Below are 23,899 nucleotides of genomic sequence, written 5' to 3' on the forward strand. Positions count from 1 at the left end.
CGGAATCAGGGGTTCTGGAATTATGACTCTAATGGGTCCGAACCAAGCCCCTCTTTTCCCCATCCGAATCCTAAAAATCTCCCTTTGGTTTACAGTTTTTTTTTATCTATTTTTTTTACTCTTTAATACAAGTTTTACCATCATGGGAGTCGATGTAGGAGACTTCCTCAAACAGTATTTAGGTGCTTTTTTTGGAGTTTATCTTAACACTACCCTCAAAGTTTTTTCCGTTTCTCTGTTTTTACACCTCTCTCTCTTTTCTCTTGTTTTCTTAACCTACCATTTTCTGAATCGAAGAGAAGTTTCTTGGGTCGTTTTATCGGCTTGGGTTCTTCTTATTGAATGTTTGGCTCTTTGTCATTCGATGGTTAGTTTTCCACAAATTTATGGTGAGTTCTTTTTCTTCCGATATCCATCTTTTGCTTCGTTCCTTTATTTTTTAACAGACCACACCAGTCCCTTTTATTTCAGTTTTGCTTTAGGACTCCTACTTTTTCTTTTTATCACCTTTCTCCTTTTCCAAATTTATCTCCATAAAAATAAAGAATCCTATTTCTCTTTAGTGCATGTTCTTGTGTTAGGTTTGGTTCATTTGTCAGGATTCTATATTTTGGGGATTGTTTATTTTGCCATTTTGTTTTGGCAGGGAAAACAATACCAAAGAGTCCATATCAAATCTTATGGATTTATTATTTTCCTTTTAATCTTCCTATATTTAATTCCTAGTATTTGGAACCAAATTGAGGTTTTGACTAAATCAAAAGAAAAAGACAAACCTCCCATTTTTATTTTATCTGCTGACTCCCTTCGGTATGATAAAGTGGGCCAGAAAATTAATGGAAAAAGCATTACACCAAATATTGATTCTTTTGCAAAAGATAGTTTTGTCTTCCATGACCACCATACAACGATTCCGCGTACTTTCCCAAGTTGGACAGATTTATTAACGGGACAATATTCGATGAGCCACAAGGTTCGGGATATGTTTCCTTCCTTGGAAGAAAAACAAAGGATTGGATCTGCTTCTTTTCCTACGATCCAACAAATGTTGCAGAAGTTGGGTTACAAAAGTTATGCGGTGGGAAGTTTTGCCGCAGATATTTTTCCCCGCGCCAATTTCGGATTTGATGAAGTATTGGCCCCGAATTTTAATGCTCGCATTATGACCGTTCAGCGAACTGCTGAATCACAGTTGTTTCTATTACCTTTTCTGACTGGTTCCTGGTTTTCCGGCGGAATGTATTTAGAGGAGATGGATGGGTTATCTACTTGGGGTGACGGAACACGAATCCTTAACCGCTTTCGTTCCATTCTCAAACGAGAAGGAGATTCTCCTTATTCGGTCACTTATTTTTCGAGTGTCATTCATTTTCCTTACACTCCTGCTTATCCTTACTACAAATCATTTACAAATCCCAAATATTATGGAAAATATAAGTATTTAAAGTTTGTGGACCCAACTAACTCTTCTTTACCGAACGAAGAGGAAACAAAACAGATCCGGGGGCTTTTTGATAGTGCGGTGTATGCTTTTGATGCCGAGTTTGGAGAGATCCTTTCTGAACTCAAAGAACGTGGGATTTATGACGAAGCCATTATCATTTTGACTGCTGACCACGGGGAAGCATTGTATGAAGATGTACATGGGCAAGGGCACGGTGAACATTTACGTGGGGAAGCAGTGACTCATGTTCCTTTACTCATCAAATTTCCAAAATCTAAAATAGAGACAACAAAAGAACACGAGTTTTTTGGAATCACATCCAGTGTGGATTTATATCCAACCATTATGGATTATTTTGGAATCCCCACCAAGCAGGAGTTTCCTGGTAAGTCATTACTACCGATCCTTGGAAAAACCAATTGGGAAGAAGACAGGTTTGTATATGCGGAAACAGGAATTTGGTTTTCTGATGTTGGGGATCACTTCTTTCAAAAACAAAGGATTCCTTATCCGAACATCCTTTCCCTCCACCAAGTAGTTCCCGAAGAGGACTACCAAATCATGATCACCGATCCTATTTATCGAGAAACCATTGCTTTTTCTAAACATAGGTCAGTTCAAAATTCAAATTATAAATTAATATATATACCTACACGCCAAGGTGTGTTATTTGAATTGTATGATCGAAAAAACGACCCTCTCAATAGGAAAAACCTTTATCCCCTTCACCCAGTAAGTGCCAAAATGAAAGACTTACTTTATAAAACGGTGATCCAGTGGGAAGAAGCCACTCTCGCAGGAGAGTATTTAATACCGAGTTCTTTATCAGATATAAATGAAAACTAAATAGGAAAAAAGAGGAAACTATGCCGCAACGTAACGACTTAAAATCAATTTTGATCATCGGATCCGGGCCAATCGTCATCGGGCAGGCATGTGAATTTGACTACTCCGGAACCCAAGCAACCAAAGCCCTACGAGAAAAAGGGATACGAGTCATTCTCGTAAATTCCAATCCGGCAACCATTATGACGGATCCTGATCTTGCCGATGCAACTTACATCGAACCACTCACGGTTCCTGTTCTTGAAAAAATCATAAAAAAAGAAAAACCAGATGCCATCTTACCAACCGTAGGTGGACAAACGGCTCTCAACTTAGCATTGGCCCTTCATAAAGAAGGTGTTTTAGAAAAATACAATGTAGAGTTAATCGGTGCGAAAGTAGACGCCATCCGTAAAGCAGAAGATAGAGAACTTTTCAAACAAGCGATGGAAAAACTGGGAATCCGGGTCGCAAAATCCTTTATGGTTTCCGATATGGATGCCGCAAGAAAAGCAAAAGACGAAATTGGATTTCCTATCATCATTCGACCTGCCTTTACCTTAGGGGGAACAGGTGGTGGAACTTGTTACGAAGAGTCGGAATTCGAAGAAATTGCGCAGAAAGGTTTATCTGCATCCCCCATCTCACAGATATTAGTTGAAGAATCGGTTATGGGATGGAAAGAGTTCGAGTTAGAAGTGATGCGAGATCTGGCCGATAACGTAGTCATCATTTGTTCTATCGAAAATTTAGATCCAATGGGTGTTCATACAGGAGATTCTATTACAGTTGCCCCACAACAAACGTTAAGTGATAGAGAATACCAACGACTCCGTGATATGTCCATCGACATCATTCGAGAGATTGGTGTGGAAACCGGTGGTTCTAATATCCAGTTTGCTGTAAATCCAGAGAATGGTGATGTCATTGTCATTGAAATGAATCCTCGTGTATCAAGATCCTCGGCATTGGCATCGAAAGCAACGGGATTTCCCATTGCAAAAATTGCCGCTTTGTTATCGATAGGATACACTTTGGATGAGATCCGAAATGATATCACTCGTGTGACGCCTGCTAGTTTCGAACCATCCATTGATTATGTGGTTACAAAAATTCCAAGGTTTGCCTTTGAAAAATTCCCTGGTTCCGATAATACCTTAGGAGTTCAAATGAAAGCTGTTGGGGAAGCGATGGCCATTGGTCGTAACTTCAAAGAAAGTTTTCAGAAAGCCCTTCGTTCCTTGGAAACCGACCGATTTGGATTTGGCAGTGATGGTTATTTAAAAGAACTTTTGGAATGGGAATCGATTCCGAAAGAAGAAAGAAAAACTTGGCTTACTGCAAAAGTAAAACGTCCTACTGACAAACGCATTTTTTATGTAAAAATGGCTTTTGATTTTGGAATGAGCGTGGAAGAAATTTTCGAAATTTGTAAAATTGATCCTTGGTTTCTCTATCAATTTGAAGAGTTATTCCAATTAGAGAATCGGTTTCGAAAAGAAGGAAAAACGATGATTGAAGAAATGAAGAAGGCAGGTTTTTCAAACCGCCAACTTGCATTTCTAAATAAAGAAGAACAAATCTTATCTCAAGTTCGAAGCGGAGCTGCTATCGAAATTACAAAAGCCAAAGTGGAAAAAACTCTTCGTGAGGAAGAAGAGGCAATCGAAAAATATTTAGAAGAAAAAAACATCCACCCAGTCTATAAACGAATTGATACGTGTGCCGGGGAATTTGAAGCTTTTACGCCTTATATGTATTCCTCTTATGACGAAGAGGATGAAGCTGATGTCACTTCGAAAAAGAAAGTGATGATCCTCGGTGGTGGTCCAAACCGTATTGGGCAAGGAATTGAATTCGATTATTGTTGTTGCCATGCTTCCTTTTCCTTACAGGAAGCAGGAGTTGAATCCATCATGGTCAACTCCAATCCAGAAACAGTTTCCACAGACTATGATACTTCTGACAGGTTGTATTTTGAACCTTTAAGTCTTGAAGACGTAATGGCAATTTTCAAAAAAGAAAAACCTGATGGCGTTATTGTTCAGTTAGGTGGTCAAACTCCTTTAAAATTAGCTAAATCATTGGAAAAAAGGGGAGTTCCAATTCTTGGAACCAGTCCCGACTCCATCGACCGTGCAGAAGACAGAAAACGTTTTGCAGAAGTTTTAGAGAAACTAAATTTAAAATCACCTGAAAATGGAATTGCCGCCTCCAAAGACAAAGCCAGAGAGATTGCACGAAAAATCGGTTATCCTGTTCTTGTGAGACCTTCCTATGTGTTAGGCGGAAGGGCCATGTTAATTGTAAACGAAGAGTCAGAACTCGATAAATACATGGAAGAAGCAGAAGAGGTATCAGAAGATAGACCACTTCTTGTAGATTCTTTTTTACAAGATGCGACCGAAGTCGACGTAGATGCTCTTTGTGATGGAAAGGATGTGTTCATTGCTGGAATCATGGAACATATTGAAGAGGCAGGAATTCACTCCGGTGACTCAGCTTGTGTGTTGCCCCCACAATCCATTTCTCAACGAATGTTACAAGAAATTGAAGAGGCCACTTACCGTTTGGCTTTGGAATTAAATGTAAAGGGACTCATTAACGTTCAATATGCGATCAAAGAAGAAACTTTGTATGTATTGGAAGTAAATCCTCGGGCTTCACGAACAGTTCCTTTTGTTGCCAAATCAATTGGAATTCCGGTAGTGAAAATTGCCGTAAGGTTGATGTTAGGGGAATCTTTGTCTTCTTTTAAATTAGGAAAACGTTTTTCTGCTCCTATGATCACTGTGAAAGAAGCGGTTTTACCATTTAGTAAGTTTCCTGGTGTTGATACCATCCTTGGGCCTGAGATGAGGTCCACCGGAGAAGTGATGGGTGTTGCAACCACAAAAGGGGAAGCCTTTGTCAAAGCACAGATCATGGCGGGTGAAGAACCACCTAAACACGGAACTGTTTTTGTGACTATTAATGATAAAACTAAAAAGGAATTACTCGAACCAGTAAGATCATTATCCAATTTAGGTTATAATATTATAGCAACGGAAGGAACACATAAATTTCTTTCTGATAATGGAATCCTATCCAGTAAAATTAATAAAATTTATGATGGATACTTCCCGAACGTGATTGATTATATCAAAGAGAAAAAAATTCATTTGATCATCAATACTCCTTTGTCAAGAGTCACCCGCGAAAATGCGTTTACGATCCGCCAAGCAGCGATTAAATATAAGGTGCCTTGTTTGACTACTTCGCAAGCAGCTAGAGCACTCATTCATGGTTTGGTGGAAATGAAGGATAAAGGTTTTTCTGTGAATTCCTTACAGGAAATTCACAGAGGACATCAAAAATAGTAAACTAATCTTGGGATTTAGAAAGATTAACAGGCCTCTGTTAAATTTCTAAATCTTTCAGTATGGACTCAATTCGCTTTCGATTCACACCTAGGTCTGATTTTCCCAGCCGCGAAGCAGACCGAAAGTGTAAGAGTTTATTTTTTTCATCAAAATAAAATTCTACATCATCCACATAACGCATGATAAGTGATGTGAATTCTGCATAAATGTAATTAGGATTTTCTTCGATGATTTTTGTACGTGGTGAAAGCTCTAATTTTCTTTTTAATATTTGGACTGCTTCTTTTAAAGGTTTCTTGTAGGGAAGCGGGCTTCTATAGTGTTCTTTGTCTGTGGGATTTGCAAAACTGCTAATGCAGTTAGGAGTTCCTGGGCATTCAGCCAATTTCTCTGACTTAACACCTAAAAAAACTGGCCTGGTTCCGGTACAGGCTAATAAAAATGCAAGAAGGGCTATCGGAAAGAGCATCTGGAATTTTTGGTTCATTGGATCATTCTCTTGGGGTTTATCTGATTGGACGGGTCCTGTTTCCAAATAGTCATAAAAATCGCCTGTCTTTTCTCGCTTGAACTTTCCCTTCCTTACTTCTTACTGGTGCCTGTTCCCCAAAAATCCTAGGTTAAGGAGATTTGGGCTAGGGGAAGGACTAGAGTTTCATGGAAAAAAAACATAAGATTTCGGAATTGGTTATAATTGGGAAAAAAGATTGGACATTCTATGTTGAAAGTAATTATTTATATCGATCGTTCGATATAAATAAGGGATTTTTCCGATGCCAAAGATAGTCGATCATGATCTCTACCGGGCAGAACTTTTGACCAAGTGTATGCCTATCTTTGTGACGAGAGGTGTGTCATCGGTTTCGATGCGGGAACTATCCAAGGAATTGGGGGTTTCTACGGGAACTCTTTACCATTATTTTCCGACCAAGGAGATTCTCTTTGCGTCGATGGTAAAACAACTTGTGGCAATTGATGCAAAAGAGATCACCGAACTATCTGAGAGTCACTCAGGTCTTTCGGATATAATGAATTTTGTCGCTTCGCGAGAAGATCATTTTTTGAACCTGATGTTACTGGCTGTGGATGTAAAGAGGCACCTTAGTGATTCCCATGAACTTTCGCAGTTGGTGGAAGACTCTTTTACTACATATCGAACGGCTTTGGACCGATTCTTTCCAACCAATGCCAATACGATGAGTGGAAAGGCTTTTTTATCTTTTTTTCTTGGAGCATTGTTTTTAAAAAATAAAGCCACGGAAAAAACAAATTGGCCAGAACTTTTTGATGGATTGGAGAACTTGAAGGTATTGTTCCAAAATAAAGAATAAGGAGATCGTTTATGACTCTAATCAAACGACTTAGTTTTTTACTTTGTTACGTTTTACCAATTCTTGTTGTGGTTGCCGAAGCAGTAGGGGGAATTAGTTATCTGATAGTTCCTATTACTGTTTTTATAGTTTTACCAGTTCTTGATTTAATTCTTGGAAGAGATGAATCAAATCCATCCGAAACTCATTTTTTTAAAATACAAAACGATACTTATTTTCGATATTTGACAGAAATTTGGGCTTATGTTCAGCTAATATTTGTCATATGGTCTGTATACCGGATTAGTTTTTTTCCTCATACAACTTCAGAGTTTATTCTCTTTGGTCTTGCCGTAGGAATTGTTACCGGTGGGGTCGGGATTACTGTAGGACATGAACTAGGTCATAAAAATACTAAGTATGAACAGTTCCTTGCAAAAATGATTTATATGACGGTTTGTTATATGCATTTTTATATAGAACACAACAGAGGACACCATACAAAAGTTTCCACTCCTAGTGATCCTGCATCTTCTAAAAAAAATCAATCCTTCTATCAGTTTTATCCGCAGACAGTGTTTGGGGCTTTCCAATCTGCTTGGGAATTGGAGAAAAAACGACTATCTAAGTTGGGACTTGGAGTATTTCATTATCGTAATGAAATGATTTGGTATATGGTCATTACCATTTTATTTTTAACGACTATGGTAGTTTTGGGATCTCTTGGGAGTGGAAAAGGATTTCGATTGGAAATTCTTGTGTTTTTACTTTTTCAATCCTTTGTTGCCTTTTCTCTTTTAGAACTCACAAACTACATTGAACATTATGGTTTGAAACGAAACCAAAATGCCCAAGGAAAGTTTGAGAAAGTATTACCAATCCATTCTTGGAACCAAAACTATTTTGTTTCTAATGCACTACTTTTTCAATTACAAAGGCATTCTGATCATCATGCGAATGCAGGAAGAAGATACCAAACCTTACGTCATTTTGAAGAGGCACCTCAGTTGCCTTATGGCTATGAGGTGATGATTTTAATTGCGCTTATTCCTCCGCTTTGGTTTTCCATGATGAATCCAATTTTGGAGTCTTGGGAAAAGAAAACGGCTATTGGATCCTAAATCAAATTTAATTCATCCAATATTTCTACTAACATTCACTTTATAATTTGGACATGGACTCACGAAAAAGTTTTTTCGTGAGTCACTTGTTTTATTATGATTCGGATTCTGTGAGAACGGACCTTTTACTCTTTAAAATGGAAAATAAAAGATACAATAAGGCAAGAACTCCTAAATAAAAGAAACCGGTGGCTAGATATCCTGAAATGGGTGGGTAGAGGATACTAAAACTAAAGTCGGGATTTTCTGATTCTGCAAGGAGTGTTCCCCTATTTACTTCAGCGTTTTTAGTTTCTTCCCCAGATGGGTAAGAGTAAGGATCAAAACTAGGCGGCCATTGGTAAGGGTTTCCGTAATAGAGTGCATAACCTTCTTTGGAAGCATCCGCATTTGCAAAAAAATATATTTCTTCTAATGGTTGGACAGAGATCACTTCTTTTAGGTGAAGGGTTTCGTTTTCTCCATCATAAATTTGTATTTCAAATTCAGAGGTGATCGTTTGAGAGAGTGGTATTTCGGTATAAACGCCATCTGATTTGTTGTGAGTAACGGTTCCGTCGAATACTGTCTCCCATTCTTTTTTGTTAATTTTTCCTCGGACGATTACGTTTCTTTCCCAATTATCTTCTTCAATACGTAATTTCAAAATTTGAAAAGCGGACTTAGTTTCATTGGGAAACAAAAACTGGCAATGGTTTTCGGCAAGGACAGGATCCGTTACCGTATGTGTTTTTTCGTAATACAAGTTTTTGTTTTGTTTGGCTCTATATGCGGATGGAAACTTTAGATCGGATCCAGGTTCTGCTTCCAAACGAACAAAACGATGTTTTGTATTTCCTAAATCAATTTCACCAGAAGTTTGGCTTCCATATTTATAAAGAAATACGGTTTTGGAATCCGTAAATTGGTCAGGATTGTCACCTAACTTAAGAGTGATGGAGGTTTCGTAGTCATAAGCACTCGACACAGAAAGTTTTGTGTAGTTCATACCTTCTGGTAGTTTGGGAAGTTCCAATACGTAAATCTCCAAATCATCCTTTTTGGAAAATAGTAGTTCTGGTTTTACTTTTTCTGTGTTTTTCGAAATTTCTTCCGCATTTTGGATATGGTAGGGAACAATGTCTCCGTTGTAAGTTAAACGTAAGTCTCCGTAAAAAGAATGTTTGTAAATATCTTCATCTAACATGAGTTTTACAACTCCGTTAGGGGAAAGATTTCCTGAGATTTTTAAATCCTTTTTGTATTTAAAATTTTGCACTGCAAGGGGGCGACTAGTTACTTGTGTTGTAATGGCTAAAAATAATAGAATAGGGAGTAAATATTTGAACTTCATTTTGTTTCCTTCTTAAAATGGTTGTATAACGTTCCTGTAACGATGAGTGTGATTCCTAAAAATAATCCTGCCGAAATTCGGTAACCCAAACTCAAATTCCAAAAATCATAAAGATAGAATTTTATGATGACTAGAGCTAAAGATCCAAATCCTACGTATCGTAACGATTGGATTTTTTTTCCAAATCCAACTGACAACGCTATGAACCCATAAAGAATCAAACTCAGAGTGTAGAGAAATAACTGTTTCTCCTCTGGAAATCCTAAGTAAATTTCAACAAAGGTTCCGAGTAACCAATACGGGTAAGCTGCATACAAAAATAATTTGGATAGGTCTGAGAACTTTCTACTATAAAGGTAAGAAAGTACAAGGTAAGCTGAACCTGTTGCAAATACCAAAAAACGTCCGTTGAGGAAAGGAATTTCGTTTTGCGAACGATAGGTGAAAGCAAAGATATAAAACAGTGCAAAAAACCAAACGGGAAATGCAGCAAAGTACATATACAATTGTTTGGAATAAGTTGAAGCAACAGTCACAAGAAAAGCGAAACTGATTAGACTAAAAGCTAAAAATTTTCCAGTAGTTCCGATGACAATCAAACTGACGATAAATGGTAGTCCGAAAAGACCAATCAAATCATAGAGTTTTTTCTTTTCTAAATTAAGTGCTGTTCGTCTGATGGAACGTTCATATAATCCATAGAATAGAATTAGAATGAGTGTTAGTAAAAAAGGTTTTGCGATAGGATAAAAAATCGAGAAGGCCCAATACGATTGTAAAAATCCTAAACCTAAAGTAAATCCAATCGTAACAAGGTTAAGAACTAAATCTTTAGATTTTTTTGATTCTAATGTCTGAAACTCTCGTAGTAAAAATAAAACAAAAACTCCAAGTTGGAATAAAATCGGAAAAAATGGTTTTGATTCCTCTAATTTGTCATTGGCCCATCCAGCAAAGATTAGGTGGTTTGCACAAAGAAGTAATAAGGGAATTACCTTCCAATCTTTATCTTTTCTTACCCAGAAAAAAAGAAGATTCCAAAGGAGTAAGTAAGTGAAAAGGAAAGGATAGGAGTTTTGGCCTGTCGACAAAAGGAGAGGAACTGAAAATGCACCAAGAGAGGCAAATCCAAATAATACCTCACTTTTTTCGGCATGGGCAGTGGCCACGGTAGTCAAACTGAGAATCAGGAGACCCACAAAACAGGTTTCGGTAGAATAAAGATCATACCAGAGATAACCAGAATAGTATGCCGAAAATAAAATAGCGATTCCGAGTCCAAGAAGGCTTGGGGAAAGATAAGGCCTTGAATGCCTTACACGGAATCCATAAATCAGTATCGGGATGGCAGAGATAAGCCCAATCCAAATGCGAACAGATTCGTTGATCCAATACTCTTCAATGGCTAAATAGAAAAACCAAATGGTTGCCAAGAGAAGTGAAAACACTCCTAACTTAACAAATAAATTTTCGCCAATCCACTGTACAAACCAATTAGGTCCTTCGCCTAGTGTAACTTCTGCTTGGTGGGTATGCACAGGAGTTGGTTTCGAAACAGGGGGAGTTTGCTGTTTTGGAGTTTCTGTTTTTGTTTGCGAAAGGACTCTTTCTTTTAAAAAAGAAAGTTCCCTTTCCATCGCTTGGATCCTAGAAAGGATATCTTTAGATTCTTTTTCTTCCACGGAGGAAATGCTTCACATCCGTGAATAGAGGGGAACTACTTTTTATTCTGGATCGCTCCACATGCCATTTTCGCGAATGAGTTCTATGAGTTGGTCGGCCGCTTCTTCTTCCGAAACACCTTTTTTTACAATTTCTTTCCCTTTGTAGAGATGAACCTTACCAATTCCAGCACCAACATATCCAAAATCGGCATCTGCCATCTCTCCTGGACCATTGACAATACATCCCATTACGGCTATTTTCACACCTTTTAGGTGCCCTGTTCTTTTTTTGATCATTGCCGTTGTCGATTGTAAATCGAACATAGTTCGGCCACAAGAGGGACAAGATATATATTCTGTTTTTGTTAGGCGAAGCCTAGTTGCTTGTAAAATATCGAAACTTAAAACCAGTGACTCTTCCGGTTCACCATCACCAAAGGACAAACGAACCACATCACCAATTCCATCAAGTAAACTTCCACCCACTTGGATGGAAGATTCATAGAGCAAAGTTTCCTTATCTTGTGTTTGTGTGACAAGAGTTATGGGATAATCAGATTCTCGCAAATGATAAGCAAGTTTTCGAACAGTAAGTAAATCCCCATTTTTTACAGAAAAAATGAGGTTTTCAATTTTTCTTTTTTTAGATTCTCTAACAATTTTTTCTGTTAGGTGAATGTCTTCGGCTTCGATACTCCACTCCACACAACGTTTGTCTTTTGCAAAACGAGTTACAAAATCCAAAAGGTCGTCCCATGACTCTTCCGATTCCTTAAAAAATATATGAGGATTTACCACCCACTTTTGAATGCGGTATAGGTCTTCGGCCAAACTATCATATTGGTAAGTCAGTTCGTTTGATAGTTCCACAGATACCGGTAAGGGAAAGGAACCACGGCGCACCATAGTGCCTAAAGAAATTAAATCCAGTTCGGAATGGATGGCGAAGTGGAGCATTTCAGGAATTCTGCCTGACTTGGATTCCCTTTGGATGAGGTGGAGGACTTCTTCTGCTGATTCTGATCCAAAAAAAGGAAAACAGATTTCTATCCGAACCGGAGAGGAATCTCCCAGTTTTGTTTCGCCTAAACAAAGTTCTTTGGAATAAAACCTGGAGTATTGAAATGGATCCCGAAATTCAGTATAAATGGTTTCTCGTTTTTCAGAAATTCCTGGTTGTGATGGAGAGTAGGGATAAGAGGTTGTTTTCTTTTCATTTAGAAACAAATCATTGTATTTGCGAACAAGTTCTTTGGCGACAGGGATTTCATGAATGGCATCTTCTGTGAGTGAAACTCGGATGGTATCTCCCAGTCCATCTTCGAGTAAACTGCCTATACCAATGGCTGATTTGATTCTTCCATCTTTTCCATCACCTGCTTCTGTAACACCTAAATGTAAGGGATAATCCATTCCTAAATCGTAAAACCTAGAAACTAACATTCGATAGGCTTGTATCATCACTTGCGGATTGGAAGCTTTCATGGAGACAACAATGTCTTTATAAGAATTTTTTTCTGCAATCCGAATGAATTCTAAAGCAGATTCCACCATACCAAGAGGAGTATCTCCAAACCGGTTCATGATTCTATCGGAAAGACTTCCGTGATTGGTTCCGATACGCATGGCAACACCCAGTTCTTTGGCACGTAGGACAAGGGGAGTAAATACTTCTTCGATTCTTTCTAACTCTTCGTTGTAGTCTTTGTCTGTATATTCGATGATTTCAAATTTCTTTTTGTCTGCAAAATTACCTGGATTGATTCGCACCTTTTCAACCCATTCCACACATTTGAGTGCTACTTGCGGTGTAAAATGAATATCCGCAACAAGAGGCACTGTAAGTCCTAATTCTTTCATTCGTTTTCGAATGTTTGGTAAATTATCCGCATCAGCTTGGCTTGGCACTGTTAGGCGAACTATTTCTGAACCTGCTTTTTCTAAATCAGCAATTTGTTTGATACTTGCTTCCGTATCTCTTGTGTTAGATGTAATCATGGATTGGATACGAATTGGATTTTTTCCTCCAATTCCCACTGTACCAACCATTACTTCCCGGGTAGGACGTCTTTTATAGAAAAATGGCGATTCGTTATATTTGGTGCTCATTTGAATCTTATGTTCTCATTATCTAGGAAATTAAATTCGAAATTTTGGGCAAGCAGTATGAAAAAAATCTGTGGGTTTCAATTTCCCTATCCCCCAGACCGAAAATCTATTTAGGAAGAAAAACCGGTTTTTTGAGACAATGAATACGGAAGTAAAACAAGGATTACAGCGAAAATACCGGGTGCAGGTTACGGTGGCCATTTACCGTGAAGGAAGTTTATCTTATAAAAGTGAAATCCTTTCACCTGCCCATTACGACAAACGTCAAGAGGCTCGTGACCATATCCGTCAGGAAATTCGAGAACGATTAGCACATTCCAAATTCTTCCGTTCCACTCGTTTAGATTATGATTTGGTTCGTTATACAGAAGAAGGAAGTTGTAATACCTTTCTTCGTTATAGTATCCAAGACTCAGAAACTTGAGCCCACAAAAAAAACTCCAGGGCTGGTACCAAATTCATAAAAGGGACCTTCCGTTTCGAAAGAAAAAACAAGCCTATCCTATTTGGGTTTCTGAAGTGATGTTACAGCAGACTCGTGTCAATGCAATGCTTCCATTGTATGATTCGTTTATGAAACGGTTTCCCACACCAGAGTCTTTAGCATCTGCCGAGGAAGAAGAGGTTCTTTCTTATTGGAAAGGGCTAGGGTATTATAGTCGTGCACGTAATCTCAGAAAGGCAGCCATTTTTCTTGTACAAAATTATAATGGATCTTTTCCTAAAGATTTAAATTTAGTTTTGAAACTTCCCGGAGTTGGAAACTATACGGCAAGGGCCATTCTTTCCATTGCTTATGACTTACCGCTTGCGGTTTTGGATGGAAACGTAAAACGAGTTCTCTCTCGTTATTTTGGATATACAGAAAATATTTTAGGATCGAAAGCAGATACTGACTTACAACAAAAGGCAGATGATTTTTTAAACAAAGATCATCCTGGAGACCATAACCAGGCCATGATGGAACTTGGGGCGACACTTTGTTTGCCGGAGTCTCCTAAATGTTTATTATGTCCATTGACTGATTCTTGTTATGCGAGAATTCATCAAAAAACGGGAGAGATCCCACTAAGGGTCAAAGAAAAAAAACAAATTCAATTAAGTGCTGAAATTTTGGTTTTTGATTTCAAAGACAAAATCCTACTTGTGAAAGAACCTAAAATGCGTTTTTTGAAAGAGATGTTCCATTTGCCCTATGGATTTATTGGTGAAATTCCAGAAGAAACCTATGAACCTACCTCCTTCTTTTTAGCCTTAAAAGAATTGTTTCCAAGTCTTCTCGCCCTTGGGAAATTTAAACATACCATCACTCATCATAAGATGGAATTTTCTGTCCTACGTCAAAGTTTGAAAGAAAGAACCCAGGTGGAAACTTTGGCCAAAAATTTTGGTGTGGAAAGCAAATGGGTCCAACTTTCCTCCTTAGATCGGGAATTCCCTTCCTCCCTTGCCTCTAAAGTCAAAAAGTTTTTGCTTTACTAAAAGTTTTAATTCGTTACCATTCATGGGCCATGGCCGAATTCATTGTTTGGATCGAAAGACTTGTTTCCAACATCCCTCTGCCCATTTTGGAGGTCTGGGGTCGGTTTTCTTTTTTACTAGGTTCTATTATTGCTATATTCGCATTTACTGGTTTTACGTTTCGAAATGGAAAAACTTTAAGAATCTCAAGAGAGGTTTGGAACTGGAACCTAACTAGTTTTTATTGGTTTCTGATTACTTTTGTTACCATTTTTATTACTGGATACTTGGGAAGTTCCATAGTTTTAATTCCCGGTGCACAAACTTTTGAAAGTTTAAAAGATTTATCTGTTTTCCTTTGTTTGAATTTTTTTGGATTTCCGGCTCTTCTTGCTGTTCCCTTTGCCTACGGCTTATCTGATCTGATGGAGGGAGTTCCGCCGGAATTTTTATGGGACTGGTTGCCGGGTTACTTTATCAATCCGTCCTTATTTTGGATTTCCTACCAATTAATTGGAAAATCACCTGACTTTCGTAAGTTCAAGATATGGATATATTACTTTATATTTGTTTTATTGTTTTTACTGTTAGAACCTTTTTTATGGGGTTATTTATGTTCCGAACAATTTGGAGCTGAAATTTCCTATCATACCATTAGTTCTGCACTTCTTTTCACTACAGGAATTACTTGGATCCTCGCACCACTGGCGATGTATATCACATTCCCCTTAGTCAGAAAGTTTGGATTTTTTTGGGCTGAGGTTCCTGGACAAGTGAAAGAAGTAACGATTACCGAACCACAATTGGTTTGGAAATCGGGACCAAAAGAATTTGATTCTTTCGAATCAGAATCGGAATTAAAAACTGGTATTTCCTTACAATTATTTATTGTTGCACCTTTTGTTTGTTTGGTGTTAATTCTTGTTGGTATTACTGCCTATGTAACTCTAAAAAATGCGGAACAATCTGGCTTTCAAATGGTAGAGGTTTTACATAGGCAATGGTCAAAGAATATCAATTTAAGTTTAGATCTATATTTTTCTACCCTTCCTGAAACGAGTAAAGAATACAGTGGAACGAGCGGACTGGGAAAGGTTCTTGATTCCTCCAAAGTAAATGAACAAGGCAAAGTGTATTTGTTAGATGAAAGTTTAAATCCGTTGGCATCACTTGCGAGAGACCGTGGAAAATCCAGATTATTGGAAATTGCCAGAGTTGAACTTAAAAAATTGGGAAATGATATAAATACTTCTGAAAAACGATTTAGTTTTGCAGTTGTGACAAAAAAGCCACTCTCTCGTGAAAATTGGAATGCGATGGTTACTGAGTATTCCCATCCAAAACTAAAAGAAAAAACCTATCTTATCACTTTGTTTCCTTATTCATTTTATTTAAGTGGAGTCCTTAGAGGTAACAGCAAATCAGCCATGGTTTTTGCTTGGGCCATCCTTTTGAGTTTGTTACTGGCAGCTTTTATTGCTGAGTTTGTGACAAGGCCCGTTCTTTCTTTTGCTAAAGCATCTAAGTCACTTGCGAAAGGAGATTGGAATTACCCTGTCGACGAAAGTATAATTGTTGAACTGAAGGATTTATCCGAAGCGTTTCGTTTTATGTCAAAGGAACTAAAACAAAGTTTTGAACGTGTGGAAGAGAGCCAACGTTTGGTGATGGAGACCAATTCAAATTTAGAAGAAAAAATTGGAGAAAGGACAGAAGCGCTTATCGAAAGTAATCGCAGCCTTTTGGAAATGATAGAGACGAAAGAAAAAATTCTAATCGATTTACATAATACACAAACACAACTACTGATGAGTGAAAAACTAGCAGCACTCGGGCAATTTGCCGCAGGAATTACTCATGAATTAAATACTCCACTGGGTGCGATTACTTCTAGCGTTCGTGCCATGTCGGAAATTTTAAAAAATGATATCACTAATTTACCTGAATTTTTGGAGTCTTTAGATAAAACTGAACGTGAAAACTTTCGTTATTTACTCCATTTAAGTTTGTCTTTTGGATCTCGTAATTCAGGGTTACTCAACCGAGCTGAAAAAAAAGAAAGATTAGGGATATTAAATTCCTATCAAATCGAAAATCCTGAAGAAGTGATGGAGGACTTAACATCACTAGGAATTTTACATTTCGACGAACCATTACTCAAGGTTTTAAAGAACCCAAGGTCAGGAATGATCCTTCAAAATGTACATATTTTAGGTAGTTTATATCGATTAGTTTATGTGATTCAAACTGCGACAGAAAAAGCATCCCATGTAGTAAATGCACTCAAACATTATTTACATACCGACCGATTAGAAACACAAACAGAATTACAAAAAGTTCATATCCCCACTGAAATGGATTCTATTTTAACCCTATATCATGCAAAAATAAAAAATGATGTCGAAGTGGTTAAACAGTATAAAACATCTGATTATTGTTTGGTGGAAAAAGACAAACTCAATCAGGTTTGGATTAATATTATCAACAATGCCTTACAAGCAATGGATTATCGAGGTAAAATGACAATTTCAGTCACTTCCAAAGAGAACTTTGTGATCACATCCATTCGGGATTCTGGTAAGGGGATTGCCCCAGAGATTCAGGATAAGATTTTTTTACCTTTTTTTACTACAAAAAAACATGGCGAAGGGATTGGGCTTGGGCTTGACATTTGTAAACAAATCGTAGAAAAAATGAAGGGCAAAATTGAGTTCATATCAAATGAAGAGGGAACTGAGTTTCGAGTGTTTTTGCCAAAGGGAATCGAAGGGGAAAGAGTTTGAATATTACACAACTACATCATGAGAAAAACGCAATCCTATGTGTGGATGATGAACCGATTCTCCTCCTTTCCCTCGTACAAGAACTAAAACGCGAAATTGGTGGCAGTTATACATACGAAACAGCCCAGAATCCTGAAGAGGCGATGGAAGTGATCGATGACCTTTGTAGTTCAGGTGTGGAAGTGATCCTCATTCTCTCCGATTGGCTCATGCCTGGAATGCGTGGAGACGAATTTCTCATCCAAGTCCATCAAAAATACCCACAGATTAAATCCATTCTGATTTCCGGCCATGCGGATCGTGATGCCATCAACCGTGTAAAGGAAGAAGCAAAAACCTACGCCATTTTTTCCAAACCTTGGAATACTAGAGAATTGCTAGATGCAGTTCGTTTCTGTTGCAATTTGACCTAAGTCCATTTTTCTGGACGTAAGGTGCGTACCATCTACATCCGAAAACTCCGATTTGAAGAAGCTCGCATTAAATTAGAGCGAGAACTCCATGAAGCCTTTATGGACGGGGAATCCTATGTCGAAATTTTGCACGGAATCGGGGAAGGAATCCTCAGGCGAATGGCGATTGACTACGTGGAGACCTGCGGTTTTCTGAAACTAGTGGAGACCGATCCGATGTTTCGGTCAAACCCGGGTGCGACCATTGTCGAAATTCTTGCCCCATCCAAAGAATACATCAACCGATTGAAATCATGACCGAATCTAACTCTACTATAGAAATCCTGGACGTTACTTTACGAGACGGGGAACAAACAAACGGTGTCTCCTTTTCTTGGCAGCAAAAGTTAAATATCACCAAACACTTATTAATGGATCTAAAAACCGACCGAGTCGAAATTGCCAGCGCTCGGGTCTCACCTGGTGAGTTTGAAGCCGTTAAAAAAATTGTGGAATGGGCTAAGTCAGAAGGTTTAGACGATCGAATCGAAATTTTAGGATTTGTGGATTATGATAAAACTGTAGAATGGATGAAGGGAACTGGCGTTCGGGTTCTTAACCTTCTTACTAAGGGGTCACTGAACCACCTAACAAATCAACTTCGAAAGACCCCAAGAGAACATTTTTTAGACATTCAGAAAACTGTCGAATTTGCAGCTGCTTCTGGAATCGCCGTAAACGTTTATTTAGAAGACTGGTCCAATGGATACACCCATTCCAGAGATTATGTATTAGAATATTTAGATGTTGTCTCAAAGTTTCCGATCCAAAAATTTTATTTAGCGGATACATTGGGAGTATTGTCTCCCTTCGAAGTTCGGACAGCCATTACTGATCTTGTAAAAGAATTTCCAAAACTCTGGTTTGAATTCCACGGACATAATGATTATGATTTAGCAGTGGCGAACTGTTTGGAAGCAGTGAGTGCCGGTGTTCGTGGGCTCCATGTCGCCGTAAATGGACTTGGGGAACGTGCGGGTAATTCTCCTTTAGAAGCAGTTGTCACAGCAATCCATGACAAAACAAAATTTAAAACTTCCATAGTGGAAAAAGAAATTACCAATGCCTCAAGGCTTGTGGCGGTTTTTTCAGGGAAACGTATTTCGGATAACCGACCCATCGTTGGTGAGGATGTATTCACACAAACTGCTGGAGTTCATGCCGATGGGGACAAAAAAGGAAATTTATATGCCAATCCCATTTTGCCAGAAAGGTTTGGACGATCTAGAGTTTACGCCTTAGGGAAGTTAGCGGGTAAAGCAAGCATTACAGAAAACTTAAAACAATTGGGTATGGTTCTTTCCCCCGAAATTGAAAAAAAAGTTTTGGAACGAGTGATTGAACTTGGTGACCAGAACAAAACCGTCACTAAGGAAGACCTTCCCTATATCATCTCTGATATCACTGGTGAAAATTTAGAAGCTAGTTTTCGAATCGAGTCCTGTACTGTGACAAGTGGGATCGGGGTCAAACCAAAAGCCGAAGTCAAGGTGAATTTCCAGGGGAAGGATTACGCGGCAAAGGGAGAAGGTGACGGCGGTTACGATGCGTTTATGAATGCCCTTGGTAAAATTTTAAAAGAATTAAACATCCAAATTCCAAAACTCTATGACTATGAAGTTCGGATTCCTCCCGGAGGAAATACCAATGCTTTAGTTGAAACAGTCATCACTTGGAAAGTAGAAGGTGAAACTCATCCTATTCGCACCATTGGCATTGACTCTGACCAACAAGTGGCAGCTGTGAAAGCCACAGAACGATTGTTACATATTTTACTCGGAAACGTATGATTCATTTTCTCATTGTGGGCCTTGGGAATCCAGGGGATAAGTATAAAAACACTCGCCATAACATTGGTTTTATGATCTTGGATGCTCTTGCGAGTAGTTTCAGTGTGTCTTTCAAAGATTCCAAAAAATATATGGAATCAACTCATACTCTGGACGGAGACAAAGTCCATCTTTTGAAACCATTAGAGTTTATGAATCTTTCTGGAAAAGCCACCCAAACTCTTGCCAATTTGTATAAAATTCCTCCCTCCCAAATTTTAGTCGTTCAGGATGAAGTGGACCTACCTTTCGGAAAAATTAAAAATAAAATTGGCGGCGGAACGGCTGGCCACAACGGACTAAAAGATATCGTGGCAAAACTAGGTTCGCAAGAATTCCACCGGTTGCGGTTTGGAGTTGGTAAACCCGAAAAAGGTGGAATGGAAGTAGCTGATTTTGTTTTACAAAATTTTAATGCAGAGGAAAGAAACAATTTGGATGCACTCATCAAAGAATCAGTTACTAAAATTGAAGATTGGATCAGAACCAACCGTAATTTAATCCGAAAAGAAAATGGAGGTTAGGTGGTTCACTCTTAACAAAACAAGGTGAATATACCATAGATCACATTTTATGACAAAAGACAAAGAAACTTCCATCAACCTTCGTAGTCTTATCTTCCAAACCATTCTATCGATTGTGATCGTGTTAGCCATTGTGTTTGGACTTGCTTTTTTCTTTCGAAAGGAACTACTCGGATTTAGCGAACACTTTGTTCGTATTTTTGGGTATTTGGGACTTTTTGTGGGAATGATTCTTTCCGATAGCCTTCCGGCTTTTGTTCCTCCCGATGCTTTTCTAATGCTTGCCATCACGGGAGAAATGGATCCTTTAAAAACCATTCTTTCTATGTCTTTTGGGAGTATCATTGGGGGATCCTTAGCCTACTTTGTTGGATTGTATCTTATTCCTAAGTTTCATTTAGGTCGGCAGATGGTTTTACATTACGAAGACAAACTCCTACCTTATCTACGTAAATATGGATTTGGTGCTGTTGTTTTAAGTTCCCTTACACCCATTCCCTATTCTTGGATGGCTTATACAGTGGGAACCTTTAAGATGCGTTATTCGCTATTTTTACTCGGCTCTCTTTTTCGATTTGTGCGAGTCACTGTATATTTTTATGCCATGTATTTGGGGTGGATCACTGGAGGATAGATGTCAGAAGAACGTTTATTTCCTAAAACAGTGGATGAGGTAATTTTAGAAAAAGTAAGGTTTTTCTTTTTGCCTGATCGGACTGCAGCTTTTGTAAAAAATTTGGTGGAAGGAAAGGTTTCGGAAAGGTCTCTTATTTGTTGTAATTCAGGATGTGATGTTTGTAACGAAACCATATACAATTGTTATATGGCAGTCAAAAAAGAATTGGAAAATACTTAAGTTGGACTCTCTTTTTTCACAAAACAAACAAGTTCCATTGGCCCATGCCCTTCGACCCAAGATTTGGTCAGAATTTGTTGGCCAGGCTCAAGTGGTGCAATCACTAAGAGCCATCACCAAACCCACCTCTATTCTGTTTTACGGCCCACCTGGTTCTGGAAAAACTACCTTAGCACACCTTCTCACACAAAGTTGGAGTTTAGAAAAACGTTATTTAAGTTGTGTGACAAGTGGTCTGAAAGAAGTGCGAGAGGTTTTAGAGGAAGCCAAACGTAGGGGAACCATTGTTTTGTTTTTGGATGAGATCCACCGTTTTTCTTCCTCCCAACAAGATGCCCTTCTTTCTGCTGTGGAGGAAGGTGAAATCATTCTAATTGCGGCAACCACAGAAAATCCAAGTTTTCGTGTGAATAAAGCTCTCCTTTCTCGGATGTTAGTGTACAGGCTCACCACTTTGTCAGAAGAAGAAGAAAACTCGATTTTTGAAACTTGCCTGACCAAACTCAATCACAAGGGAAAATTTCCAGAGGATTTAAAAAAGGAACTCTTTCGCAGAAGTTCAGGAGATGCCAGAAAACTCCTTGGGTATCTAGAACGAATTTTAAGTTTTACGGAAGATACGGGAAGTATCGACGAATCTAAGTTAGCTGAAATATTAGGTGAAAATGTAATCTTTTATGATAAAAACAGTGAAAGCCATTATGATATCATTTCTGCTTTTATCAAATCCCTTCGTGGGAGTGATCCCGATGCTGCCCTTTTTTATTTGGCTCTTATGATCGAAGGGGGAGAGGACCCACTTTTTATCGCAAGGAGGCTTGTGATTTTTGCCAGTGAGGATGTGGGAAACGCCAGTGTCCATGCCCTTCCGCTGGCCATTGCCACTTGGCAGGCTGTGGAACGAGTTGGGATGCCGGAAGGAAGGATTCCCCTTGGCCAATGTACAACTTTTCTTGCTTCGGCACCTAAATCTAACGCAAGTTATTTGGCAATTGATAAAGCTTTGCAACTAGTCCGGGAAAGGAAACGAGAGTTTCAAATTCCAAACTATTTGCGTAATGCTCCCACAGCCACCCATAAAAAGGAAGGGGCTGGAAAGGATTACCAATACCCCCACGATTTCCCGGGGCATTTCCTAAAAGAACGTTATTTTCCCACTGATTTTTATCCAGACATTCCCCAGTTTTATCATCCGACAAACCAAGGGATGGAAAAGAATTTAAAGGAACAATTGGAGCGTCTTTGGGGGGACCGGTATTGAGAATTTATCTCAAATCGGCCGCAAAAATTACAAACGATCGAAATTAACACGAAAACAAAGGGGAAAATGATTCTCATCTTGACAATCGACCCCACTCGTGAGAGCATTTTCATACATGGGTTCTGCACCAGATAGTTTTGCGCCAATACTTTTACAACTTTTGCTCGGAGTCGGTTTTTCCGCTCTGATTTTGACCCTTGCCTTCCTCATCAATCCGAAGAAAAAATCAAAACCCCAAGATACCTTTGAATGTGGAGTTACCTATTACGGTGATGCGAGAGGACTCTTTAACATTAAGTTCTATCTTGTGGCGGTTCTTTTTATCCTCTTCGATATTGAAGCTGTCTTCCTTTATCCTTGGGCAGTGAACTTAATCAGCTTTAAAGAGGCGGGCCTTGGTACCTTCTTTTTAATCGAGATGTTTTTCTTTTTACTCATACTTGTTGTGGGTCTATACTATATATGGAAAAAGGGAGCACTGGAATGGGATTAACAGAAACACTATCCAAACCGGGTGAGATGTTTGGCGATATGTTCCAAGTCGCTACATTGGATAACGTAGTCCAATGGGGGCAAAGTTTTTCATTATGGCCTTATCCTTTTGCCACTGCTTGTTGCGGAATCGAATACATGAGTACCTCTTGTGCTGATTATGACATCGCTCGTTTCGGTGCAGAACGTCCCTCTTTTTCACCACGCCAAGCAGATATGATTTTGGTTCTTGGAACCATCACATATAAAATGGCTCCCGTCTTACGCCAGATATACGACCAATTGGCAGAACCTAAATTTGTAATTTCTGTGGGTGCTTGTGCTTCTTCCGGTGGTATGTTTCACACCTACGGTGTGTTACAAGGTGTCGACCGAATCCTTCCTGTGGATGTATATGTTCCAGGATGTCCTCCAAGACCAGAAGCTCTCCTTGATGCCCTAGTCAAACTGCAAAAGAAAGTCCAAGGCCAGGGATTAGAAGCGAGACGCCAAGAAGTCATGCGAAAAATCCAAGAAATCAACGAACGCAATAAACCTCTCGTAGTGGCATGAAAGATACAATAACTGAATACTTAAACTCGCGGTTTTCTGAAGTTTTACTCCCGCAAAGGGACATAAACACCAATTTACTTTATTTTACGATCAAAAAGGAAGCCCTTCCCACCGTCGTACAAACGTTAAAGGATCATCCAGAATTTGCATTCACTTACCTAAATGATCTTACCTCCGTCGACTGGCTTGGAAAAAGAGAACCAAGGTTTGAAGTGGTTTACTTACTTCGTTCACCTAAAAACAAACATTTCCGTTTGCAACTACGAGTTCCTGTGGGAGAAGGGGAAGAGGTTCCAAGCATTGTTAGTATTTTTCCTTCTGCCAATTGGCCTGAGAGAGAAGTGTATGACCTAATGGGAATTCCGTTTTCCAACCACCCGCAGTTGGAAAGGCTGATTATGCCTGATAACTTTATTGGCCATCCACTTCGTAAAGATTATCCGCTGGAAGGTCCAGGACAAGATTATCTCATTGAAGATTTACTCACCATTCATGTGAACGAGGATATTGCCGGTTAGGCG

21 protein-coding genes are annotated in these 23,899 nt (G+C 38.8%); 17 read left to right on the plus strand and 4 right to left on the minus strand.

What is annotated here, in order from left to right; all coding sequences use genetic code 11:
* Window positions 1–31 precede the first annotated feature (31 nt).
* Together EHR07_RS03935 and carB are read left to right on the plus strand one after the other, a co-directional pair.
* Window positions 32–2,290 (plus strand): sulfatase family protein, encoded by a 2,259-nt coding sequence (locus EHR07_RS03935; RefSeq protein WP_135744379.1) that lies wholly within the window; start codon window positions 32–34, stop codon window positions 2,288–2,290.
* Between the two features lie 20 nt (window positions 2,291–2,310).
* Window positions 2,311–5,628, plus strand: coding sequence for a carbamoyl-phosphate synthase large subunit (gene carB, locus EHR07_RS03940; protein WP_135743888.1), 3,318 nt, complete (start codon window positions 2,311–2,313; stop codon window positions 5,626–5,628).
* A gap of 40 nt (window positions 5,629–5,668) precedes the next feature.
* Here the strand turns inward: carB and EHR07_RS03945 are convergent, their stop codons facing one another.
* Window positions 5,669–6,118 (minus strand): DUF1499 domain-containing protein, encoded by a 450-nt coding sequence (locus EHR07_RS03945; RefSeq protein ID WP_135743889.1) that lies wholly within the window; start codon window positions 6,116–6,118, stop codon window positions 5,669–5,671.
* Window positions 6,119–6,458: 340 nt separating this feature from the next.
* Between EHR07_RS03945 and EHR07_RS03950 the strand changes: the two genes are divergently transcribed.
* Window positions 6,459–6,962 carry a TetR/AcrR family transcriptional regulator gene (locus EHR07_RS03950; protein WP_135744380.1) on the plus strand — a complete coding sequence of 168 codons (504 nt, stop codon included), beginning with the start codon at window positions 6,459–6,461 and terminating at the stop codon, window positions 6,960–6,962.
* A gap of 11 nt (window positions 6,963–6,973) precedes the next feature.
* The gene (locus tag EHR07_RS03955) at window positions 6,974–8,062 is read left to right on the plus strand and encodes an alkane 1-monooxygenase (protein ID WP_135743890.1); all 1,089 of its coding nucleotides are present in this window, start codon (window positions 6,974–6,976) and stop codon (window positions 8,060–8,062) included.
* 94 nt (window positions 8,063–8,156) lie between these two features.
* On the opposite strand, the gene EHR07_RS03960 is transcribed toward EHR07_RS03955, so the two are convergent.
* Genes EHR07_RS03960 through ispG form a run of 3 tightly spaced genes read right to left on the minus strand, consistent with a single transcriptional unit; the run spans window position 8,157 to window position 13,168 of the window.
* Entirely contained in the window at window positions 8,157–9,395 is a 1,239-nt protein-coding gene (locus tag EHR07_RS03960) for a hypothetical protein (RefSeq protein WP_135743891.1), read from the minus strand.
* Window positions 9,392–11,077 carry a DUF2339 domain-containing protein gene (locus EHR07_RS03965; RefSeq protein WP_135743892.1) on the minus strand — a complete coding sequence of 562 codons (1,686 nt, stop codon included), beginning with the start codon at window positions 11,075–11,077 and terminating at the stop codon, window positions 9,392–9,394. The genes EHR07_RS03960 and EHR07_RS03965 overlap by 4 nt, the downstream gene beginning before the upstream one ends.
* A 42-nt stretch (window positions 11,078–11,119) precedes the next feature.
* A complete protein-coding gene (gene ispG, locus EHR07_RS03970) occupies window positions 11,120–13,168 on the minus strand; it encodes a (E)-4-hydroxy-3-methylbut-2-enyl-diphosphate synthase (RefSeq protein WP_135743893.1) in 2,049 nt (682 codons plus the stop codon).
* 139 nt (window positions 13,169–13,307) lie between these two features.
* Here ispG and EHR07_RS03975 point away from each other — a divergent pair, with 139 nt between their 5' ends.
* The 13 genes from EHR07_RS03975 (at window position 13,308) to EHR07_RS04035 (ending at window position 23,896) form a co-directional block, all read left to right on the plus strand.
* Window positions 13,308–13,592, plus strand: coding sequence for a hypothetical protein (locus EHR07_RS03975; protein ID WP_039937836.1), 285 nt, complete (start codon window positions 13,308–13,310; stop codon window positions 13,590–13,592).
* On the plus strand, window positions 13,589–14,650 hold the full coding sequence (gene mutY / locus EHR07_RS03980; RefSeq protein ID WP_135743894.1) for an A/G-specific adenine glycosylase: 1,062 nt from the start codon (window positions 13,589–13,591) through the stop codon (window positions 14,648–14,650). The genes EHR07_RS03975 and mutY overlap by 4 nt, the downstream gene beginning before the upstream one ends.
* Window positions 14,651–14,679: 29 nt before the next feature.
* Window positions 14,680–17,412, plus strand: a complete 2,733-nt coding sequence (locus EHR07_RS03985) for a HAMP domain-containing sensor histidine kinase (protein ID WP_135743895.1) — start codon at window positions 14,680–14,682, stop codon at window positions 17,410–17,412.
* A complete protein-coding gene (locus EHR07_RS03990) occupies window positions 17,409–17,825 on the plus strand; it encodes a response regulator (protein ID WP_135743896.1) in 417 nt (138 codons plus the stop codon). Before EHR07_RS03985 ends, EHR07_RS03990 begins: the two co-directional genes overlap by 4 nt.
* A gap of 21 nt (window positions 17,826–17,846) precedes the next feature.
* Window positions 17,847–18,122: a Smr/MutS family protein gene (locus tag EHR07_RS03995; RefSeq protein ID WP_135743897.1), complete on the plus strand. Its 276-nt coding sequence runs from the start codon at window positions 17,847–17,849 to the stop codon at window positions 18,120–18,122.
* A complete protein-coding gene (gene cimA, locus EHR07_RS04000) occupies window positions 18,119–19,654 on the plus strand; it encodes a (R)-citramalate synthase CimA (RefSeq protein ID WP_135743898.1) in 1,536 nt (511 codons plus the stop codon). The genes EHR07_RS03995 and cimA overlap by 4 nt, the downstream gene beginning before the upstream one ends.
* A complete protein-coding gene (gene pth / locus EHR07_RS04005; protein WP_135743899.1) occupies window positions 19,651–20,217 on the plus strand; it encodes an aminoacyl-tRNA hydrolase in 567 nt (188 codons plus the stop codon). Before cimA ends, pth begins: the two co-directional genes overlap by 4 nt.
* A gap of 49 nt (window positions 20,218–20,266) precedes the next feature.
* Complete coding sequence (locus tag EHR07_RS04010) at window positions 20,267–20,851, plus strand: YqaA family protein (RefSeq protein WP_135743900.1); 585 nt, start codon at window positions 20,267–20,269, stop codon at window positions 20,849–20,851.
* Window positions 20,852–21,073: a hypothetical protein gene (locus EHR07_RS04015; RefSeq protein ID WP_135570276.1), complete on the plus strand. Its 222-nt coding sequence runs from the start codon at window positions 20,852–20,854 to the stop codon at window positions 21,071–21,073.
* A 1-nt stretch (window position 21,074) separates the two neighbouring features.
* Window positions 21,075–22,334: a replication-associated recombination protein A gene (locus EHR07_RS04020; RefSeq protein ID WP_135743901.1), complete on the plus strand. Its 1,260-nt coding sequence runs from the start codon at window positions 21,075–21,077 to the stop codon at window positions 22,332–22,334.
* Between the two features lie 115 nt (window positions 22,335–22,449).
* Window positions 22,450–22,827: an NADH-quinone oxidoreductase subunit A gene (locus EHR07_RS04025; RefSeq protein WP_135743902.1), complete on the plus strand. Its 378-nt coding sequence runs from the start codon at window positions 22,450–22,452 to the stop codon at window positions 22,825–22,827.
* A complete protein-coding gene (locus tag EHR07_RS04030; protein ID WP_135743903.1) occupies window positions 22,818–23,378 on the plus strand; it encodes an NADH-quinone oxidoreductase subunit B in 561 nt (186 codons plus the stop codon). Before EHR07_RS04025 ends, EHR07_RS04030 begins: the two co-directional genes overlap by 10 nt.
* Window positions 23,375–23,896 carry an NADH-quinone oxidoreductase subunit C gene (locus tag EHR07_RS04035; RefSeq protein ID WP_135743904.1) on the plus strand — a complete coding sequence of 174 codons (522 nt, stop codon included), beginning with the start codon at window positions 23,375–23,377 and terminating at the stop codon, window positions 23,894–23,896. Before EHR07_RS04030 ends, EHR07_RS04035 begins: the two co-directional genes overlap by 4 nt.
* Window positions 23,897–23,899 lie beyond the last annotated feature (3 nt).

Source organism: Leptospira bandrabouensis, assembly GCF_004770905.1.
Lineage (GTDB): Bacteria > Spirochaetota > Leptospiria > Leptospirales > Leptospiraceae > Leptospira_A > Leptospira_A bandrabouensis.

Bases quoted from the DNA above. Each gene is read 5' to 3' on its own strand.
- EHR07_RS03935 (WP_135744379.1), top strand. From the start codon at position 32: ATGGGTCCGAACCAAGCCCCTCTTTTCCCCATCCGAATCCTAAAAATC.
- carB (WP_135743888.1), top strand. From the start codon at position 2,311: ATGCCGCAACGTAACGACTTAAAATCAATTTTGATCATCGGATCCGGG.
- EHR07_RS03945 (WP_135743889.1), bottom strand. From the start codon at position 6,118: ATGAACCAAAAATTCCAGATGCTCTTTCCGATAGCCCTTCTTGCATTT.
- EHR07_RS03950 (WP_135744380.1), top strand. From the start codon at position 6,459: ATGCCTATCTTTGTGACGAGAGGTGTGTCATCGGTTTCGATGCGGGAA.
- EHR07_RS03955 (WP_135743890.1), top strand. From the start codon at position 6,974: ATGACTCTAATCAAACGACTTAGTTTTTTACTTTGTTACGTTTTACCA.
- EHR07_RS03960 (WP_135743891.1), bottom strand. From the start codon at position 9,395: ATGAAGTTCAAATATTTACTCCCTATTCTATTATTTTTAGCCATTACA.
- ispG (WP_135743893.1), bottom strand. From the start codon at position 13,168: ATGAGCACCAAATATAACGAATCGCCATTTTTCTATAAAAGACGTCCT.
- EHR07_RS03975 (WP_039937836.1), top strand. From the start codon at position 13,308: ATGAATACGGAAGTAAAACAAGGATTACAGCGAAAATACCGGGTGCAG.
- EHR07_RS03985 (WP_135743895.1), top strand. From the start codon at position 14,680: ATGGCCGAATTCATTGTTTGGATCGAAAGACTTGTTTCCAACATCCCT.
- cimA (WP_135743898.1), top strand. From the start codon at position 18,119: ATGACCGAATCTAACTCTACTATAGAAATCCTGGACGTTACTTTACGA.
- pth (WP_135743899.1), top strand. From the start codon at position 19,651: ATGATTCATTTTCTCATTGTGGGCCTTGGGAATCCAGGGGATAAGTAT.
- EHR07_RS04010 (WP_135743900.1), top strand. From the start codon at position 20,267: ATGACAAAAGACAAAGAAACTTCCATCAACCTTCGTAGTCTTATCTTC.
- EHR07_RS04015 (WP_135570276.1), top strand. From the start codon at position 20,852: ATGTCAGAAGAACGTTTATTTCCTAAAACAGTGGATGAGGTAATTTTA.
- EHR07_RS04025 (WP_135743902.1), top strand. From the start codon at position 22,450: ATGGGTTCTGCACCAGATAGTTTTGCGCCAATACTTTTACAACTTTTG.
- EHR07_RS04030 (WP_135743903.1), top strand. From the start codon at position 22,818: ATGGGATTAACAGAAACACTATCCAAACCGGGTGAGATGTTTGGCGAT.
- EHR07_RS04035 (WP_135743904.1), top strand. From the start codon at position 23,375: ATGAAAGATACAATAACTGAATACTTAAACTCGCGGTTTTCTGAAGTT.